The organism is Citrobacter sp. wls757, from assembly GCF_005280935.1.
Taxonomy (GTDB): domain Bacteria; phylum Pseudomonadota; class Gammaproteobacteria; order Enterobacterales; family Enterobacteriaceae; genus Citrobacter; species Citrobacter portucalensis.
Window position 1 is genome coordinate 166,190 of sequence record NZ_SZWU01000076.1, and the last position, 17,897, is coordinate 184,086.

Here is a 17,897-nt window from a genome sequence, read left to right on the forward strand (position 1 = left end):
TCACTGCTGCGCAGCTTCGAGAAAATCTGCTCGAGGTAAGACACAGACAGCTTTGATTCCTTGCTGATTGATGCAATGGAAACCGGACTGCCGTTGTAAATCCTGTTGAGGATGGCAACCACCTGAACAGATGCCACCACGCGTTTCATTCCAAACTCCATAGTCACTTCCTTACTGATGCTGGCAACAGCCATTGGTCAAACTCGTTATGAACGAACTGCAGTCTGTTGGTCGGCAGACGGGTCGCCCTTCTGGGCAAGCGTGTAGCAAATCAGTCGAATGATTACTTCAATGCGATTTAGATGTACGGCCTGACACCGCACTGGTTTACGTGCGAAATCGATCATGGATTTATCCTCTTGCGTTGCCCTTGTCGCCAGGCTGGCGGAACGTTGAACCTGCTGCGTGTTAATACTTGTCATCTCATCCGGTGATTCGTATGCCGCCGGCAGCTACTTCGTGGGCGTCCTGCCTCGATGACGTTTTTCAAAATGTGTTTATATTTAAACTCTAAATGTGTTTATAAGTCAACACAACATGTGTTTAAGGTAGTGTGGATGATAACGATATGGGAAAAGGGAGTGGGAAAGGCATAAAAAAACCAGCCAAGGAGGCTGGTTAGAGTGCTGAAAATTGTAGCTTAGTCGTCAGTTGGCTTTAATCGTCCCCGAAGGTATTTCTCAACATACTCATCAATTTCTTTCAGCCGTAATTGAAAGGTATCGATCATTCTGTCTTGTTCAGACTCCGGCAACTGGTCAAAAAGAGTAATCAACTTACGATGTTTTGGCGTTAACCATGATTCGGCGTGATCATCACCAAACATTAGCTCAGCCGGGCTAATGCCGAGAGCTTTAGATATCGTTATAGCGTCGTCAACGCCAACATTGCGGCGACCTGCTTCATAGTTCCCGATGCGTGACTGAGCCCACCCGCATAACTCTGCGAGTTTAGATTGCGACATATTTTTCTGTTCGCGTAGCTGCTTCAGTCTGGCGGCAATTGCAGTGTTTATATTCATTACTGGTTTTTACCACGTTACGTGTTAACGCTCAAAGAACGTTTCGTCTTGACTATCTAACACATTATGTGTTTAATTCAGCCTCACACTATATGTGAGGACAAGATGAACAACATCGCCAAAGAACGGCAAGCGCTCGGTTTAACTCAAGAGCAATTAGCCAAATTAATCGGGTGGCGTCAGTCAAGGCTCTCAAATTATGAGAACGGAACACGCCAACCAGGCCTACCGGAATGCAGATTGATTGTGGAGAAGCTTAACGAGTTAGGGCGCACCTGCTCTCTTGATAGTGTATTTCCGCCACAAAGCGAGGTCTGAATGATGCAATCAGTAGCTTATACCCATAATAAACCACGAGTAGCCGCTCCGGTGAAATCGCAAAATCAATTTAAACCCCAGCGCCGTGACGGCATCCACCACCGTGTCATATTGGCCGCCGTTCGTGAATGGGAATCGACATTACCAGGACAAGCACAGGAACGGATCGCTCAGCTGGTGGCTGAAGAGTGGGCCAAAGTAGATAGCCGCGGAATTGCTGTTAATAAACAGAATTTATTCCGATATCTGAAAAACGAGGGCGGTTCGGAAAAGTACACGGCTTACGTTATGCAGCTGTCAGGTTCAATTATTGCTGCTATGCCAGTTCAGATCGCCAGAAAGCACGGGTTAAGTAATGCGAGCACAGAAGCAGAGCTGGTGGCGAACGCTATCAAAGAGTGCAGTGAGGCACACCATGCGAAATTAATTGGCGCGCCATTACAAAAGCTCGAGAAGGAGATTCGTGAGGCGGCAATCGCATTGTTCAACATGTTACCTGCTGACGCGGCGGGACCACTACTGGCGAGTATAAGCGCCGTAGCGCCACAATTGTTTTAATCGAGTTTTGAGCAATAACCATTACGCGCCGGGAAACCGGACAAGGGAGTAACCATGGCAGCTCTGCCTTACATGCAACTTTACATTGCTGATTACCTGGCGGACACCATGCATCTGTCTACAGAAGAGCATGGCGCATACTTGCTACTGATGTTCAATTATTGGCAAACCGGTCGCCCGATCCCCAAAAACCGACTATCGAAAATTGCACGGCTGAGTAACGACCGTTGGGATGCCGTTGAACCTTCGTTGAAAGAGTTTTTTAACGATAACGGAACCGAATGGGTACAGGAGCGTATAGAGCGTGATCTGGAGGCGGTTAAAAACTCAATCAGCCAAAAGTCAGCAGCTGGAAAAGCATCCGCTCAGGCGAGAAAAGCAAAAAAAGGAGTGAATAACCAACAAAATAACAACGGGCGTTCAACGGGTGTTGAGCCACCGTTAAAACAGAACGCCAACGGAAACCCAACTAATAAAGATACAGATACAGATCTAAAAGAAAACCAAGAGAGAGAGTTACACGCGCCGGGTGACTTTTTACCGCCCATAGGCAAATTTCCGATAACAGATGACTGGACTCCCGGTGATGACTTTGTACGCCAGGCTGCGCAGTGGGGGATAAACCTTGGGGATCTACCAGGGTATACCGCCGTCGAATTACAGCAATTCCGGGACTACTGGAAATGCGAAGGGAAAGTTAAACACCACATCCAGTGGGAACAGACTTTTGCTTCCAGTCTGAAAACATCGCGCGCCAATTCTTCGACTCCATCGGCAGGTATACGTCGACAGGCTGGCTTTGGTGTTTCACAACCTGACACTCAGATCCCACCGGGATTCAGGGGGTAATGATGAAATCGACGCATGATTTGCTTGCCCGTTTATCTGGGCAAATATTGCCTGTGGAAGTTATCGCAAAACGTAACCCATTTATGGGTTGTGAAGTAACTAAAACGAGTATTGACCAATGACCATAGAAATCTCTCAGAAAGACCGGGATACCAAATCCTGGCTGCAACAGGCTATTGCAGAACTTGAACACGAGCGCGACGTAATTCCTAGAGCTTTGAACGAGGATGCTGCCATGGCGCTGAAGGTTATGAAACTGGCGATGGCGGCTATTGGCCCGGAGCAAAAGGTAAACAGCCACCCGGCACATGGTCCTTTATCTTTCAAACGCCTGAACCAGATACGCGAAATACTCAGACGGGCAGCAGCACAAAGCGATGGCGGTCATCTTGGCTACGCAATGGCTGATGCTGTGAAGGTTATTGATGAAGTGCTGGAGTTTCGCATATCCAATAACAAAAAGTGCGGCATATGCGCCGATTGCGTGCCTCAGATTGATGGTGGCTCTGGATGCAATAATTACGCGTGAGGTGCTGGAACGCCGTAAGGCGGCTGGTTTAATCAACTAAAACGAGTTCTGACCAATGACCAATTATCGTGTTACTCAAAAAGAGATGGTGATTGCTGCAATCAATCATATGCCTGGATGCACACTACGAGATATTTGTGAAGCCCTAGAGTTGACTACCAGCAATGCTGGGAAGTTACTACGCCAGCTCACCAAAGAGGGCATTGTAGTTAAAAGCCATAAGGACCGGGATCCTGGATACAGAGTTAAACCAGGGATCAGGGTACCTAAAATTATATTGCCTTTTATGTTAGAGGAAGAGAGTCCCCCGGAAACCATACAGTTAGAGAAATTAGCAAAAAGCCTCGAGGATAAGGGGCTATGGAGGCGTGCTGCGACTGTGTATATCGATATCCTTGCACAGGTCAAAAATTCAAAAGATGTACTGAGAATTGCAGAAAAACGAAACCGTTGCGTAGAGCGTTCCAGAGGCGTGAATTAACTGGGCTCATCGCAACGTGTCCTAGCTCTGATTCTAACTGACAGTTTGCGTAGTCAGAACGTAATCAAATCTTACCGTCCGCTTTGAGCGAACAGCGGACGGTGCTGGTTTTTGGGAGGCAGCCTTTCTAATAAGTAATTGGAATAAAATCTTTAACAACAATTAGTTAAGCATACTCTTTTAAAGTATAATTTTCTTTTTTACATCGGAATGGAAGAAAATACATGGGCAGTTATGCATATGATTATCTTAATGATTCACTTCTTTTAGATGGAGCATTGGCATCACAGCTATACCAAGGTATATCTGATTTGACCTTAGAGAGGGAGCTAACCAGATATCGCGAGTATTGTATTAAAATCCTTCCGGAAGTACGAAAAGATGTTAAAGCCAGTAATGATGTGCTTAGCTGTATGGCTACTGATACGATGTCTCATATCTCACGACTTAAACAAGCAGCATTATACTTAGAGGAAGCTATAGTCTCAGATCCTATTTTCAAACTAACTGACTTTAGAAGCACTTCGACTGAAGCCATAACTTCATTCATGGGTGTGACATCAACATCAATGGTTGATCGCAGAGAATTAGCTAATGCTGCAATCAGACTTATTGAATTGCGTCCATTAGTAGCGGGTGGTTACGTTAAGTTATATCCTGTAAGTTTCGAGTTAGAACGTGGCGAAGAGATTCCTCTGCTCTATTCTGATAAAGGGTTCGAAGATTGTTTACCATCAAACATCCTGAAACAATACAAACAAAATGCTGTTGTACGAAGTGTCCAAAACGACAATGGACGCTTGTTGGTTATGAGAGATCTTTATATATGCAGAAATATTAGCATTCACTTTAAAGGCATGGAAGGTGGGTATGCAATGGGATATATGCTAAACCCTAGTGAATTTAAGCCAACAGATAGAAAAGATATATACACACTTATACAGAGTTATACATCTGAGCCACCACTAGAGAAAGATTTTATTGCATGGGTAAATCAATCCGTTAACCAAACAGCTATAAATCATTATACTGAACTGAATAAGCGCATAGTTTTATGCAATTATCTTGATTGCATGTTTGGTACTGAGCATCCTTTCGAAAGCAATTTACTAAACATGAACATTAACACACCTGATATCAGAGAAAATACTTTAAACTGCACTCTTAAAATGGAAATTCCTTTTTTGGAAAAAATATCTTCAACTGATTTAATGGCTATAAGGAATAATGATGGTACATCATTCCAATCATTCCGTTCTGAGCTAGAGAAGGGGTTGCGTGCAGCCAGACATGAGTCAGATCCCGCTCGTGTTCGCTCTATTATTGAAGACACCCAACATGAGCTTTTTGAAGTTCAAATGAGTCAGATTGCCCCCCAGGTTAGTCACATGAAAAAAACACACTTGACTGAAGTTGCTATCGCAACTGCTGGTTTAGGGCTTAGTGTGTTGACTGGCGGCGCTAGTTTGCTGGCGACAGCGATCGCAGTGGCACATGGCTATAAGTCACACAGTGACTACAAATCAAAAGTAACAGCGAACCCATGCCATTTTTTATGGAACGTAAAAATGAAGGCAGAATAAAACTGACGATTTTCTCTCGTGGTGTAGTTGCATACCAATTTGGGTTGCATAAGCAGAAGTGTGGTATGTTTGCTTCTGGCACGAAGCTGAGGAGTTTACTGGGTTGAAAGTCCGCTGTGAGCGAGGAGCGGACATTCTCGATTACTATTATCAGAGTTTAAAAATCAGCATGTCAGAGGTGTTAGAATGACTTACTGAGGGCGATGGCGGCCCTAACGTCTTTTACTTGATCTGGAAAATTATCCTCGGACTCAATATGCTCTAGCCTTTCCTGGAGCATATCCTCTCCCCCAAACAGGTGAGCTATATCCCTTACTTGTAGTGCCAGATAATGCCCAGTAGCACTGGAAATAATATGAGAGCGCAGACTCAGTAACAACATCAGAAAAGCTTTATCACTGTCACTATGTTGAGTAATCCATGAAATAACGGATTCTTGGCCTGCAATATCCTGCCAGGCCCAGACAAAGCCCCCCAATTCACCATCCTGCTCAAGCAGTGATTTCAGTTCACCCTTGTTTAAGCGTTCGCAGAAATGATGACGAATACTGTTCAGTTCTCCATCGTTCAGTACGCGCTCGTCCTCTGGCTCAGCACGGTCGCCGGCCAACCCGTTCTGCCATAGTAAATCGCGGATATAATTCGCAATCCAGACCCAAGCAGTTCCTTCCATCGTCAATGAAAGCAGGGTTTCCATTGTTTTCGTCCGGTCATTATCCAGCATCCTTTTCAGAAGACGATCAGCCACTCTGTTTACATCGAGATCATACCGTGAAAACCAGCGATTTCTCTGCCTGTAACGTTCATAAATCTCATCGCCGGCATTAAAGAAAAATGTCAGCAGACCATGACACTCTAAGGCTGTACGCTCGATTATCATCGGCCATGTCAACTGACTTAAAATATGTTCAAACCAAGTACGTGAGGACACACCATTGCTGTTGATCCTAGCCAAGAGTTCACGGGCCATCGCCGGATATTCTTCAAGATTACTGCTTTTACGGAACAGCTCATCAAAATACGCTGGTGGCAGTATGTTCTGAGGCGAAGAAAATGCAAAGTAATAACGCCAGTATGCCGTGCTCCCGAGGCGCCGATTTGCTGTCATCAACGCTTTATCTTCATCACTTGTCTGAGCAAATAGCTGCTGTATATTAGCTTTGTACCCTGTAATTCCCGGCACCCAGTTTTTCAGGGAAGTTACAGATTTTGCTTCTGAAGATCGGAAACGGGACAGACACTCTACTAAATTTAGTGTCAGCAATTTTTGTTCTTCCTCACTTACACTGCCGTCACCAGATTCCACGATTGCCCGCTCTGTAAGATATTCTTCTGTCCAGTCATACAATCCGGGATTGGTGGTGCGGATCAATTGCAAAAAGCTCAGATCCGGTAAATAGACGTAATCACGTATTCCGCTGTATCTGAAGCGCAGATTATTCAGGGACAGATGAACTTCACGGGGTGTTTTCAGTGCTGCACCGTAGATATCAGTCACACGATTCAAGTCATTAATAAATTCTTCGTCCGGAAGCTCGCCGTTAACAGTTTCGTATAATCCGACAACTCCCGAAAAAAATTCACGACGCAGGTCGAAAGATTCCGGTCTCGGCAGGCTAAACGAAATTTGCACAATTTTCTGCAGATAAAGTTCGCCATCCTCCACGCCTAGACCTTTTTTGATGGCCAGAGCAAGCACGGATTTGTCATAACAGAGTATGTAGCGGAAGCGGGGAAAATCAGCGACGGATTTGACTAAGCGGACGACCTCCACAGCCTGTGCTGGCTCCAGTCTGTCCAGATCATCAAGAAGAATAATAAAGCTTAAATCCATTCCGACAATCTTTTCTGCAATTTCAGTACGCATCTGCGTAGTAGTTTTTTCTTTTTCTTTTAACCATTGAGACTCTGACAGAGCATCTAGCGCACCGCTGGCATCAGGTACTCCCGGGATCATTGCTGCAGTCTGAGCTAGGGGAGCCAGATGGCGGGCAGTCGCTCTTGTATATTCCATCAGGGTCCGAGCTGTCCGGGTAAGTATTTTTTTCTTTTCGAGGCTTTCCCGATCTTCAGGCGAAAGAAGACGCTCTTCCTCAGCGGCAATAATACCGGCTAAAGGTATCAGCAGAGATTCCACCAAACTGGTTCCGCTACCGTCAAGCCAAGGGGATATATTCAGAACAAAGGTATTGTCCTCTTTCTGTTTATCTAGTTCCGTGTGCAATAGGTTAAGTAGACTCGTCTTTCCCGAGCCCCATACTCCCTCAATGCCGATAACGGCGCTTCCTTCGCGACCGATAGCCTGTATAGACTGTGCCAGCTGTGCAGCGACATAGCGAAAGCCATAGCGATCCTGTTCTGGACGCGTGACAGACTGATCCAGTCTCATTACTTCGATATCAGACATTTCACAAATCCCCATTTATTTATGTAGTACAATCCGGTCAGGGCCTCCTTCAGTGCCCCTGCAGTGAATGCACTGTTCAGTGTCTCAAACGTCTCAGTCGACAAAAAGTTTGGCCTCCGTCGATATCGAAAAAAACTCTGGCATGAAATGCATCGGCGGGTAAAGCATCATATACTTGCCCTAATGATGGTGCTCTAGGGCAAGCACATGATGTGTATATAGCGTGAACAGGCCCAGCAGTTCGGAGCACGCTACCCAACTGTACGGTAGCATGAAGTCATGCTCGGTGATCAGCAGATGCAGGATATTGTACTTGGTGTTTGGGCATTCACCGGGTTCAGCTCCTGGCAAGTGCGGTGGCTTTTGTCCGGTCCACTTCAATCACCGCAGAACTTGCTGAAAAATTGCCTTCAACCGTGTCAGGGTGAAAATTTCCGCTAGTTGGTTGTCAGACAAGACTGTTCGACAATGCCTAGTTATCCTCATAAAAAGTCATGAGGGTAATCTTCGACATTAATTTTATTTCAGAGGCCAATCAACGGGAAGCAGTTCATTTTATTGCGCCAGCCCGACTTTTACGAAAGGGCTACCATGACTACGCGATTTTTTGATTAGCTTGCCTACGTATAATTCTCTGATTTCTGGTGATGCGATTCGTCCAACAAACTCTGAACGGTTGGTTTCGGGAGGGATGGTCAGTTCCCGGGTAAAGTACTGCTGAGAGCCTGCCTTTAACCAGCACTGTATCTCGTAAACTTCCATTACCAAACCGCCGTATGTGGCGTATGCAAATTGTAGGTTTTCATCTTTTGGTACTTTTGCCCAGACGCCACGCGTAGCTTCATATAATGCAAGTGCACTCATGCCAGACTTATAGGTGCTGTTTAGCAAAAAAGCGAGCCCGGCATGTTCAGGTGCGATTTCCGTCTCTTGCTTAAGAAGGAGATGGTTGAGCTCATCCAGCGTGATTCGCCCCATAAGGGAGCTGCTTCCTCGTACTTTGTTGGTCAGTTCTCCAACACCTAAGAGATCAATACATGTTGCTTCAACAAGCTTCGCGGTTGCCTCATCCATGCCATGGCGTAGTATGTCGATTCCCAGATTTCCTGTTTTTAACAGATGATTAATTCGTTCTGATTTCGGAGAGCCATCATTATACTTTATATGATCAAGACAGCGTTCTGACTTGCCTTTGCCTATATAAAACGGTTTTTTTGATGCATCATCAGTGTCATAAAATGCATAAACATAGAACTTAGCCATCCCTAACGCTTTCGAGTATTTTGAAAAATCTTTCACAACCTTGCTTCCTTAGGACAAAAGTACTTAATTTCCCTATCGGCACTATGGTTCAGAACTTAAGAGCAAAACAAATAGCATATAGATTGACTGACCGGCCCCCACTGATGAATAAGGACCAAAGTTAGCAACGTCCGCGTGTGGCACAGAGTGGACTGTCAGTTTAGGTTTTGCTCTGCAACGTAAGAGTACCTGCTCAGGTGAGAGCTAATACATGCACGGTACATGACTTGAAAACGACATATTTAGCATAGCTTCCTAATTAATAAAGAAGCATGTTTTTCAGTAGTGCCACACCCGCCGTAGCTGTAAAAAAATACTGTGGAAATGATAATTATTTCCACTTATTATTATTTATTTGGGAGAGGACAACACTATGAATAACAAGGTTTTAGGTGTGGCCATTATTGCTACTTTGTCTGCAGGTTTAGCTTTTAGCACTCATGCAAGTGACACCGTAAGCAAAACTGAGGCTAAGACGTTGGTGAACGAAAATAATAAATTCAAAGTAGTGTATGATATTGATGATAAAGGAAAAGCTATAAATATCAGATTTCCTGATGGAGTAGTTGATGCTGATACCAAGCAAAAACTTACCAAGGAAATGGGAAACTGGACATTCGAAGCTGGAAGCCCAAAGACCGATGTTACATCTATGGTTACTTTAAAAAAATCGTAGATCTATCTCCTTTAAAAAAGGCGGTCATTGCTGACCGCCTGATATATTAAATATTGAACAGTTCTTTGTTCATTTTCGCCATCATTTTTTCATCAATTAACGCTCCAGTCACCGTCATAAGAAGCGCAAACACAGCGATACCAAGAGGTGTAACGGTCAGGAAACCAAATGTGAAAGCAACAGCCATAGAGGCTGCTTTCCCAACCGCCATACTCTCGATTTTCAACATCGCATCTTTCCATTCCCCGGTTCGGATACCTTTTGCAATAGCATTAGCTAACTGAGAAAGGTCAATTACCTGACTGGTAATGCCAAAGGCCTTGCTAAATTTCTGAAGATTTTTAGCCAGGGCATCTTTATTTACTGACTCGATAGCTTTTGCGATAGCTTCACGATCCTGCACGCTGAATTTACTGTTGATGACGCTCTTATGTTTTTCGAAAGCGGCCAGCGCTTCATTGACGTTTCGAAGTTTTTTCCCCTTGGCTGATTCTGCAAGTTCTTTTGCAAGGGATGCGTTTTTCGCACCTAGCTTTTCAGTTACGTCACCATAAAAATCGCTGACGAGTTTGACAGAATCAACAACCAGAGATTGTTCTTCTTCTGCTTGCTTTTTCTTCTCGGCGTCCCGGTTAAGGATCTGGTTCGCGGTATTTAAAGCATTCTGAGCGGCAGATTTGTCGGACTTTTTACGCTCAACATCTCTTTTTTTCTGATTCTCCTGTGTGCGGTACCAGACAGGGTCAGTCGGATCAAAGATTTCCAGTTCATAAAAAAGATCCAGTTCCTTTTCTGCAAGCTGCAGGGCGACTGTTGCCTCATTGAGGCGTTTCTGGTTTTTAGTTACTTCTGCTTGCGCCTTGTTGAAATTATCAACGGCAAGATTCAGTGCTTGCTGAGAGATCTGTAGAGGAGACGGACCCGGAGTTGGTGCTGTCCCGGTACCGGAGGAGCCGTTACCACCACCGTTATTATTCCCACTATTACCGTTGTTGCCACCCCATGGTACGCCGCTGTCTTTACCGGGTTCGAGTGCATGCACACCATCAAAAGTCGCAGTGATACCATTACCCAGATCAACTGTCATGGAACCGCCATGGCCAACATTTGCACCATTGCCAGATCCATTTATACCGCCGCTTGGCAGGCGCCCACCAGGTCCATTTCCTGTAGGACCTCCTTTGCCAGAAGTACCGTTTACACCGCCAGTCGGTCCACGACCACCACCACCAAAAGCATTGTTGTGCGCGTTATCGCCACCATTTCCAGACATAAAAATTCCTCTTTGACGTTTAAAAAACAAAATTTGCAAATAACTGTATAAACATACAGCTAGTGGATTATTGCTTAACGTCAGAATTACAGTCAATTACGAATGCTTATCATTTTTGGTAGGTGCGATGTAAAAAGACCTTCAGATGGGAAAGGATTAAACCCTTATCTATTAACAGGTTGGGATGACTTTTTGAAACAGGTGACAGAATGGTAGAAAAATGATTTTTAACAAAATGTGCTGCTAAATTGTTGCAATCAGAAAATGATGGGGAGATAATGCTGTATGTTTATACAGTACAGTAAGGAAGGGTTATGAAGATAGAGGTAACCGGTGATCATCAAAAAAAACTGGCCAAAAAATCAGTATGTAAGCTGAGACAGAACGTTACTTGTTGTTCTTTTACCTCCGTTCGTTATCTGAGTAGTTGTAGTGCAAATCCTACAGGAAGCGGTGAGACGCCAGAGGCTGGTTTTACCAAGCCACAGTAATGAATAAATGGACAGGCATTAGAAAGGGGATTTGCAGTGGTAATGATCAACAGTGTTTCGCAAAAAGGTTACGTAGTCATCCGATGCCATGATGGTGTCATCGTGGCCAGACTGCCTTCATTTCCGGAATGTACCCGGGCTCTTATGTACCGGCGCGGAGATGTTGCTTCGTTTGTACCGCTCCAGGACGATGAGATTATTGGTACACCAACCCTCTTTACAGAAATGCTAAAAAGAGCGGGTTATCGTGTCACGCAGAATTCTGATAGACTCTCGTCATAGGCCTGAACAACCTATACCTGCTGCGCCACTGGAGATAAACCATGGCGCAAAATCAAATCCAAAATACCCATTCACTGACGTTAACCAACGCCAGCGATTTTCTTTTTGCCGCATCCAGAGGTGCGTTATGAAGAAAAGCTGGTTTCAACATACCCAACTCACCACTGAGCAGGCTGACGAACTGGAAGCCCGCTATCGCGCAAAGCAGATAAAGACCGAGCGTAGTCTGGATAATGACTTCATTCACTGGACGATCAGCGTGTTCTTGCCAGAAGCATCTAAGCCTCCGCGTCAGGAGAGAACCTGGCAACAACGGATCTGGAGGTGAATGTGAAAGTCTACGATATCACCCCAATGGGCAAGCCCAGAATGACGCGCGCTGACAAATGGAAAAAGCGCCCCGAGGTTCTGCGTTACCGGGCTTTCTGTGATGAAGTTCGTCTGCAGGGTGTTGAGCTGCCGGAAAGCGGTTCGCATGTCACTTTCATTCTTCCTATGCCAGCGAGCTGGAGCAATAAGAAACGGACTGAGTTCAATGGTAAACCACATCAGGCTAAACCTGATTTCGACAATATGATGAAAGCCCTGATGGATGCTATTTACGAAGATGACGCTCACATCTGGGATTCACGTGTCACTAAATTATGGGGAGAGAAGGGACAAATAATTATCGGGGAGATTGCAGAATGAGGGCGCTGCTGAAGCCGGTGGTTGCGCGTGAGCTTGGAGTTGTGCTGCTCAAGCCGGGCAGCGAGCTCATGTCATTATTCAGTTGTGAGCGTGTACTGGTGGAAAGCCAGCCAGCAGGTATGGAGCGTTTGCCTGCAGGCCGTGTTCCTGACGTTCGACAGCCGCTTGCGTATGACGAGTCCCTGCGGTTGTTCTTCCAGGATGAAAAAGTTATTAAGGCTGCTGGTGGTTTGAGTGGCCTTGATTACTGGCTTCTGCGTTATGGCGGTAGCTGCTGCCAGTGGTCACACAGCGATTACCATTATCACGAGTTAACCACTCTGCGTCATGAACCTGGATCGGTTCTCCTGTGTGGACATTGTGATAACCATTTGCGTGACCACCACAGCGAACAACTTGCAGAGCTGGCGAGACGTAATGTTATTAACTGGATTATTAACAGCATAATGGTGGCGCTGAATCTGGACCCTTCCAGAGAACTGTCGCTGGCGGAGCTTTGCTGGTGGGCTGTTCGTATGGGTGCTGCCGACGCAATTCCCGAATCAGCAGCCAGCCGGGCGCTTCGTATTCCTTCGGAAGAACATCAGTCAGTCATGCGTGAATGCGATATCGAACCGGGTGTAACCGCCACCAGCATCATTACAGCCAGAGCCAACGCAGTAACCGTGAACATGCTACCAGCGCAAGTTCCAGCGATTAAACCCGTAGTCGGTGTCCTGGTAGATCCCGAGTCCCCGCAAACCTATATGAAACGTCCGAAGAGGATCCGTTGGGCGAACCCCAGATATCTTGCATGGATTAAAACACAGCCCTGCGAATGCTGCGGCAAACCATCCGACGAACCACACCATTTAATTGGCTGGGGGCAGGGAGGGATGGCAACGAAGGCGCATGATATTTTCGCGATCCCTTTATGTCGTCAGTGCCATACAGAACTACATAATGACCCGGTGAAGTTTGAGCAAAAATTTGTTCCTCAGCCGGTAATGATAATCAGAGTGCTGGACCGGGCTTATGGGCTTGGCGTTCTGGCGTAAGGAGAAGAACAGGATGACACCACGTCAACGCCGCAATCATTTTGAAGCACTTGGTAAAGCAGCTGCTGCGCCGCGTAAAAGCTGGCTGGGTAAATGTATTCTCCTGACAGGGATCCAGTCCGGATGGATTAAATCCCTGCTCACTACATGGGGCGATGGTGTGGGAGGAAAAACGGCACCACGTATGCCGCGAGGACATGCGTGCTGGAATGTGCTTAAGGGACAGAACTGGTCAGATAAGGCGCTAGAGCGCTTCACCGCAGCATTGAATCAGGCACGTGAAGAGGGTTACCGTGGACAGCAGGCAATGAACAGAGCGCACAGAATTCTCTGGCCACAGTCAACTGCCAGTGTAATTGACGAAGCCCTGCATAATGATGATGTTGATTTTGTTGAACAATGCGTACTGCAGGCACTGGATATAAACGATCCGGTTTATGTCGTTGGTCTTCAGTATTACACCACCCGAAAAAAAATCTCAGACATAACCCGCGAACTGCAGGCGATTGCGCCATGGTTAACCGATGGGGAGGCGAGGAAACGTGTGCGATGGTGCCTGGAAATATTCAGAGCAAAAACATTCCTTGCGGTTCGTAACCAGATGAGAGCCGGATTAGAGGATGGTTGGTCATACCAAAAGAGGGACTGACCGGGAGGCTGATGAGTCTGTAATTCGAAACCAAAAACCCGGTTAGTAGCCGGGATAAAAGGTTATTAGTGACGATTCTGTCTAAACCGCTCATAAATCTTAATACAGATAATAGCCACAGAGTAGAAGGGCCACAGAAAGGAGGTTATCAACGTATCAGCCAGGTCAAACTCGAGGCCGTGTACTCGATCCCCACGAACTAACAAAGCAAACATTGCGATGAAGCCCGCTATATATATGGCCAAGTAGTGATAAAGACTCATGATAATTCCATTTATTAGGTTTGGCCCTGAGTCTACGTGCGATAACCACACAATTAAAATTGGTATTACAGATCGATTTTCATTTATCGATCGTTCAAAACGATCGTTTTGTAACGAACATCTCATTTGTTGAGTGATATTTGTACAAAACGTTGATGGAAATTAGCTATAAGTGCTTTGTGATGTAAAAACGTTTGAAAACGGGCCAACAAAGTGAATAATTAATTCATGCTTGGCAGGGCTGCGCCACGATGGCAGCGACGAAAAGCGAACAATTTGAATATAACGAGAACCCCGCCAGCGCGGGGTTTTTGCTTTCCGGCGATACGACAGGGGTATTCGCGAGGTGCATTGCACCAGTACCCCTGTCATATCGCCGAGCGGAAATCGTTAACTTGAAAACAAGTTCTCACAATGCTCCAATGCTTTTTCGTTTCTAGTTCAGAGGAAAAATGAGAGGGGGGGAACTGCTAAACGTAGACATCAATATTTTTAGTATTATTCCCTGCAACGTTCGAACTTGATTTGTCACTTACCGTAGGTAATGCTCCCGATGCCATTTGGTTTTTTTCTGCTTCTTGTTTTTGTAATTGAGCAATTTTTGCATATATAGACTCGATTTGCCTTTGAATCATCTCCATCTGCTGTTTAAGCAGTTTTGCCTCATCTTCGGAGGTTACTTCATTTATTTTTGAACCCATGGCGCTGAGTTCTTTTGTCAACTCACCAATTTGTTTTTTCAGGTTTTGAATTTGTTGTGAAACAGAGTTGCCAGTACTTGAAGGTGCTTGTTTTACTGTGCTTTGCAGTATGTCCTGACCCAAAGTGCTAACTGTCATGCTCATGGTGGTTCCTCCGGCCTTACATTTATTACCCATTATCGTCATCTTTCGAAATTACTTTATTAGCAAAGGTTAAGTTGTGGCTTCCTGCACCACAGCATTATTTGTGCTGCTCTATACTATCTGCTGAGTATCGCGGAGGAATGTATGCAAGAAGGGTATTACTGGATTCAGCATGTCGGAGTTGTACAGGTAGCGTACTACACGAATGACACTGTTGATGATCTGGAATCGGGTAAAGCAATCACAGGTGTCTGGCATCTGACAAGAGGCGATAACATATGCCATAACGGTGAAGCAGAGATTCTGGATGGTCCTCTTACTCCACCGTTGTAAACAATCCTTTCACAGGAAAGTCTACAGAAGTAATTTTTTATCAATTACTTAATAATGAATCTGTTTATGTTTCGGTAAGAGCTTTAGTGATTAGAGTTGATAGAGCCTCTAGTTGGATAGCAAGCTGGATGCTTAACCAGACATACCCATGAACGGCACTTTCCATGACTTCATCACTTTCATTTGCGAGTAAAAGGCCATGCAACTCTTTTGCGATTTCAATAAGATGCTCGCTGTTTGATGTTATTGGTGACGGGTTACCTTCATGCAGCGCATGAGCCAGCGTACTGAGAGTGTTGCGAGTCATTTGTTCCATGTCGGAAAGTGTATGAGAGTTCAATATCAGAAACCGGCTACCGCGCGATGCCCAGTGGGCATTAATCTGAAACTTTTGTGCAGCTATCATATCCCGTGTTATTGACTGAATTTCCTCAAGCAGACTCTTTGCAATTTTTGTTTCTTTATTCACTGGTGTAATCAGACTGCGCATTTTGACTACATTGATTAACGCTCGTGTTTGAAGTCCGGTCATTCTGGGCTGATTTAGAACGTTGCGTGAAACACCGGCTGAAGTGATTTTTGAATAATCAGCAAGAAAGTCAGCAAGTTGAATACGCCAGTTAATGAATGCTCTTTGAGGATAAATGCTGGTAAACAGCATAGCCAGAAGACATCCCAGAATAATATTCGTGCTTCGCCATAATGCTGTCTGTAAGTCCCCGGCAGGAGCGCTGCTGACTACGGCAAGCGTTATCCCAACAAGTAATGCAGCATACGGGCGTTTACTCATGGCCAGATAGCCGCAAAGGAAAGCAGCGCATCCACACCAGAGCATCATCAGAGTAAGAGAGTACATTTCAATGTGTAATGCAATGATCCCCAGAATCGCACCACCTACAGTTCCTGCCATTCGCTCAAGTGCTCTGGGGATGACGTTACCCATGTAGCTTACAGGTCCCATGACGACTACGAGTGTAATCAGGGGCCACGAGTGGTCTGGCAAATTCAACATTCTTATCAATAAGAACGTAATAACGAACGCTACAGCAATTCGTATCCCATGTACTATACGGTAGTTGCGGTAGATCTTTAGTTCTAAAGGACTTATCGGTTTGTTCCGTTTAACGGAAAAAATGTTCTTTTTCATTGTTTAAAGTCTTTAACTAAGAGCAAACGATAAAGAATATTCAGGTATACACTGAAAAAAACAGCTAGTCTTACTTTTTTAAATTATAAAACCGCTGCGTGCTATTCAGGCTTACTGTTGTTAATTAGTTGCTAATTGAGTGATTAAGATGGGAGCATTCTGTAATACTCATTCTATCTTTGGGATTATCATTATGAGTATAAGTGCAGAGAACAGATTGAATGATAATCTGACATAAATTTAACTTGTTGACTTTAATCATTATTAAATTGTTGTGTGGTTTCCAGAAAATGGTTAGCATGATTCAGATGAAGTACCTTCTTCGGTCAGGTAAATCTGCTTTAATGGTGTCTCTGGACGATTTCAAATCGGTAACAGTATCTGGGTAAAATGCAGGATGAGCAAATACAAAATAGCAGCTCTGATGACTACAGCGTCAACGGTCGCACTGTTCTGGACAGTGGCATTAATCTTTGGGAAGCTTCATTCTTTGGGTCTGTAGTCGAAATTGATTTAAATTTTATAAAACATAACATTACACAGGCAGTTATGAAACGAGGGAGTATTAACATTAGAATGTCTGATATTCTTATCGCTGTATGTTTTTTATGAGCTAAGGTTTGAGCCAAAGCTCATTATATAAAATAAAGTTATATCAGAAAAAGGTATGCAACTAAACGATGCGTATCATCGAAATGCAACTGTATAAAGAGAAAGTGCAATAGCCAGAAATATCCAGTATTGGGAATGATAATGGAAAAGTTTAAGCATTAATATCCTCCACAGAGTTGGTTGTTAATTAATGGCAGATTTAAATGTCAACAACAAACAAAAAATCATGCTCACTGATTATTTAATTATTTCATAATGTTTCAACCGGGATCTATAGCGGTGCAATTGCACCAGTGATGGGATTTTTGCATCATTATGGTGAGATTAATGGCAGATGTACTTTATGAACTGCTCAATCTACCGATACAGACGACAATTATCATTCGAGGCTGCCAAACGGCGGCCTCTTCTTTTTCAGGCTCACGGGTATCACTCACTACGTGCTTTGTTGATAAATCCAGCCCGTGAAGCCTGACCCTTTAATCACACACAACACCATCCGAAAAATCGGAGGTAGGGCTATGACCAGAATGAGCACCATTTACAGCAGA

19 protein-coding genes and 1 pseudogene are annotated in these 17,897 nt (G+C 44.7%); 12 read left to right on the forward strand and 8 right to left on the reverse strand.

The genetic code is table 11. The features are described 5' to 3' along the window. The 3 genes and pseudogenes from FDW94_RS24690 to FDW94_RS21280 all read right to left on the reverse strand — a co-directional run. Positions 1-161: pseudogene (locus FDW94_RS24690) on the reverse strand (transcriptional regulator); the annotation flags it as partial. 45 nt (positions 162-206) lie between these two features. Continuing rightward, positions 207-422 (reverse strand): hypothetical protein, encoded by a 216-nt coding sequence (locus tag FDW94_RS21275; RefSeq protein WP_032943037.1) that lies wholly within the window; start codon positions 420-422, stop codon positions 207-209. A 218-nt stretch (positions 423-640) separates the two neighbouring features. After that, a complete protein-coding gene (locus tag FDW94_RS21280) occupies positions 641-1,021 on the reverse strand; it encodes a helix-turn-helix domain-containing protein (RefSeq protein ID WP_003832307.1) in 381 nt (126 codons plus the stop codon). A gap of 105 nt (positions 1,022-1,126) precedes the next feature. Between FDW94_RS21280 and FDW94_RS21285 the strand changes: the two genes are divergently transcribed. The 6 genes from FDW94_RS21285 (at position 1,127) to FDW94_RS21310 (ending at position 5,339) form a co-directional block, all read left to right on the forward strand. Then, complete coding sequence (locus tag FDW94_RS21285) at positions 1,127-1,339, forward strand: helix-turn-helix transcriptional regulator (RefSeq protein ID WP_071992538.1); 213 nt, start codon at positions 1,127-1,129, stop codon at positions 1,337-1,339. A 3-nt stretch (positions 1,340-1,342) separates the two neighbouring features. Next, positions 1,343-1,897 (forward strand): toxin YdaT family protein, encoded by a 555-nt coding sequence (locus FDW94_RS21290; RefSeq protein ID WP_032943038.1) that lies wholly within the window; start codon positions 1,343-1,345, stop codon positions 1,895-1,897. 54 nt (positions 1,898-1,951) lie between these two features. Then, positions 1,952-2,746, forward strand: coding sequence for a DUF1376 domain-containing protein (locus tag FDW94_RS21295; protein WP_032943039.1), 795 nt, complete (start codon positions 1,952-1,954; stop codon positions 2,744-2,746). 118 nt (positions 2,747-2,864) lie between these two features. Then, on the forward strand, positions 2,865-3,275 hold the full coding sequence (locus FDW94_RS21300) for a hypothetical protein (RefSeq protein ID WP_032943040.1): 411 nt from the start codon (positions 2,865-2,867) through the stop codon (positions 3,273-3,275). A 55-nt stretch (positions 3,276-3,330) separates the two neighbouring features. Then, complete coding sequence (locus tag FDW94_RS21305; RefSeq protein WP_032943041.1) at positions 3,331-3,756, forward strand: PerC family transcriptional regulator; 426 nt, start codon at positions 3,331-3,333, stop codon at positions 3,754-3,756. A gap of 224 nt (positions 3,757-3,980) precedes the next feature. After that, a complete protein-coding gene (locus FDW94_RS21310; RefSeq protein ID WP_032943042.1) occupies positions 3,981-5,339 on the forward strand; it encodes a hypothetical protein in 1,359 nt (452 codons plus the stop codon). 181 nt (positions 5,340-5,520) lie between these two features. Here the strand turns inward: FDW94_RS21310 and FDW94_RS21315 are convergent, their stop codons facing one another. Together FDW94_RS21315 and FDW94_RS21320 are read right to left on the reverse strand one after the other, a co-directional pair. Then, positions 5,521-7,746 carry a P-loop NTPase fold protein gene (locus FDW94_RS21315; protein ID WP_230320618.1) on the reverse strand — a complete coding sequence of 742 codons (2,226 nt, stop codon included), beginning with the start codon at positions 7,744-7,746 and terminating at the stop codon, positions 5,521-5,523. 555 nt (positions 7,747-8,301) lie between these two features. After that, on the reverse strand, positions 8,302-9,045 hold the full coding sequence (locus tag FDW94_RS21320; RefSeq protein ID WP_032943043.1) for a hypothetical protein: 744 nt from the start codon (positions 9,043-9,045) through the stop codon (positions 8,302-8,304). Between the two features lie 376 nt (positions 9,046-9,421). Between FDW94_RS21320 and FDW94_RS21325 the strand changes: the two genes are divergently transcribed. Beyond that, entirely contained in the window at positions 9,422-9,724 is a 303-nt protein-coding gene (locus tag FDW94_RS21325; protein ID WP_032943044.1) for a hypothetical protein, read from the forward strand. 46 nt (positions 9,725-9,770) lie between these two features. Here the strand turns inward: FDW94_RS21325 and FDW94_RS21330 are convergent, their stop codons facing one another. Further along, the gene (locus FDW94_RS21330; protein ID WP_050592504.1) at positions 9,771-10,997 is read right to left on the reverse strand and encodes a colicin-like pore-forming protein; all 1,227 of its coding nucleotides are present in this window, start codon (positions 10,995-10,997) and stop codon (positions 9,771-9,773) included. Between the two features lie 900 nt (positions 10,998-11,897). Here FDW94_RS21330 and FDW94_RS21340 point away from each other — a divergent pair. The 4 genes from FDW94_RS21340 to FDW94_RS21355 are packed head-to-tail and all read left to right on the forward strand — an operon-like array spanning position 11,898 to position 14,146. After that, entirely contained in the window at positions 11,898-12,098 is a 201-nt protein-coding gene (locus FDW94_RS21340) for a hypothetical protein (RefSeq protein ID WP_032943045.1), read from the forward strand. Between the two features lie 2 nt (positions 12,099-12,100). Next, a complete protein-coding gene (locus FDW94_RS21345; protein WP_032943046.1) occupies positions 12,101-12,460 on the forward strand; it encodes a RusA family crossover junction endodeoxyribonuclease in 360 nt (119 codons plus the stop codon). Beyond that, positions 12,457-13,497: a DUF968 domain-containing protein gene (locus FDW94_RS21350; protein ID WP_032943047.1), complete on the forward strand. Its 1,041-nt coding sequence runs from the start codon at positions 12,457-12,459 to the stop codon at positions 13,495-13,497. The genes FDW94_RS21345 and FDW94_RS21350 overlap by 4 nt, the downstream gene beginning before the upstream one ends. Positions 13,498-13,510: 13 nt before the next feature. Beyond that, positions 13,511-14,146, forward strand: a complete 636-nt coding sequence (locus FDW94_RS21355) for a hypothetical protein (RefSeq protein ID WP_032944386.1) — start codon at positions 13,511-13,513, stop codon at positions 14,144-14,146. 733 nt (positions 14,147-14,879) lie between these two features. Here the strand turns inward: FDW94_RS21355 and FDW94_RS21365 are convergent. Then, complete coding sequence (locus FDW94_RS21365) at positions 14,880-15,254, reverse strand: FlxA-like family protein (protein WP_050592505.1); 375 nt, start codon at positions 15,252-15,254, stop codon at positions 14,880-14,882. A gap of 144 nt (positions 15,255-15,398) precedes the next feature. Here FDW94_RS21365 and FDW94_RS24605 point away from each other — a divergent pair, with 144 nt between their 5' ends. Beyond that, positions 15,399-15,587 (forward strand): hypothetical protein, encoded by a 189-nt coding sequence (locus FDW94_RS24605; RefSeq protein WP_032943049.1) that lies wholly within the window; start codon positions 15,399-15,401, stop codon positions 15,585-15,587. A gap of 64 nt (positions 15,588-15,651) precedes the next feature. Here FDW94_RS24605 and FDW94_RS21375 read toward each other — a convergent pair whose 3' ends face one another. Continuing rightward, positions 15,652-16,734, reverse strand: coding sequence for an FUSC family protein (locus tag FDW94_RS21375; protein WP_032943050.1), 1,083 nt, complete (start codon positions 16,732-16,734; stop codon positions 15,652-15,654). Between the last annotated feature and the right edge of the window lie 1,163 nt (positions 16,735-17,897).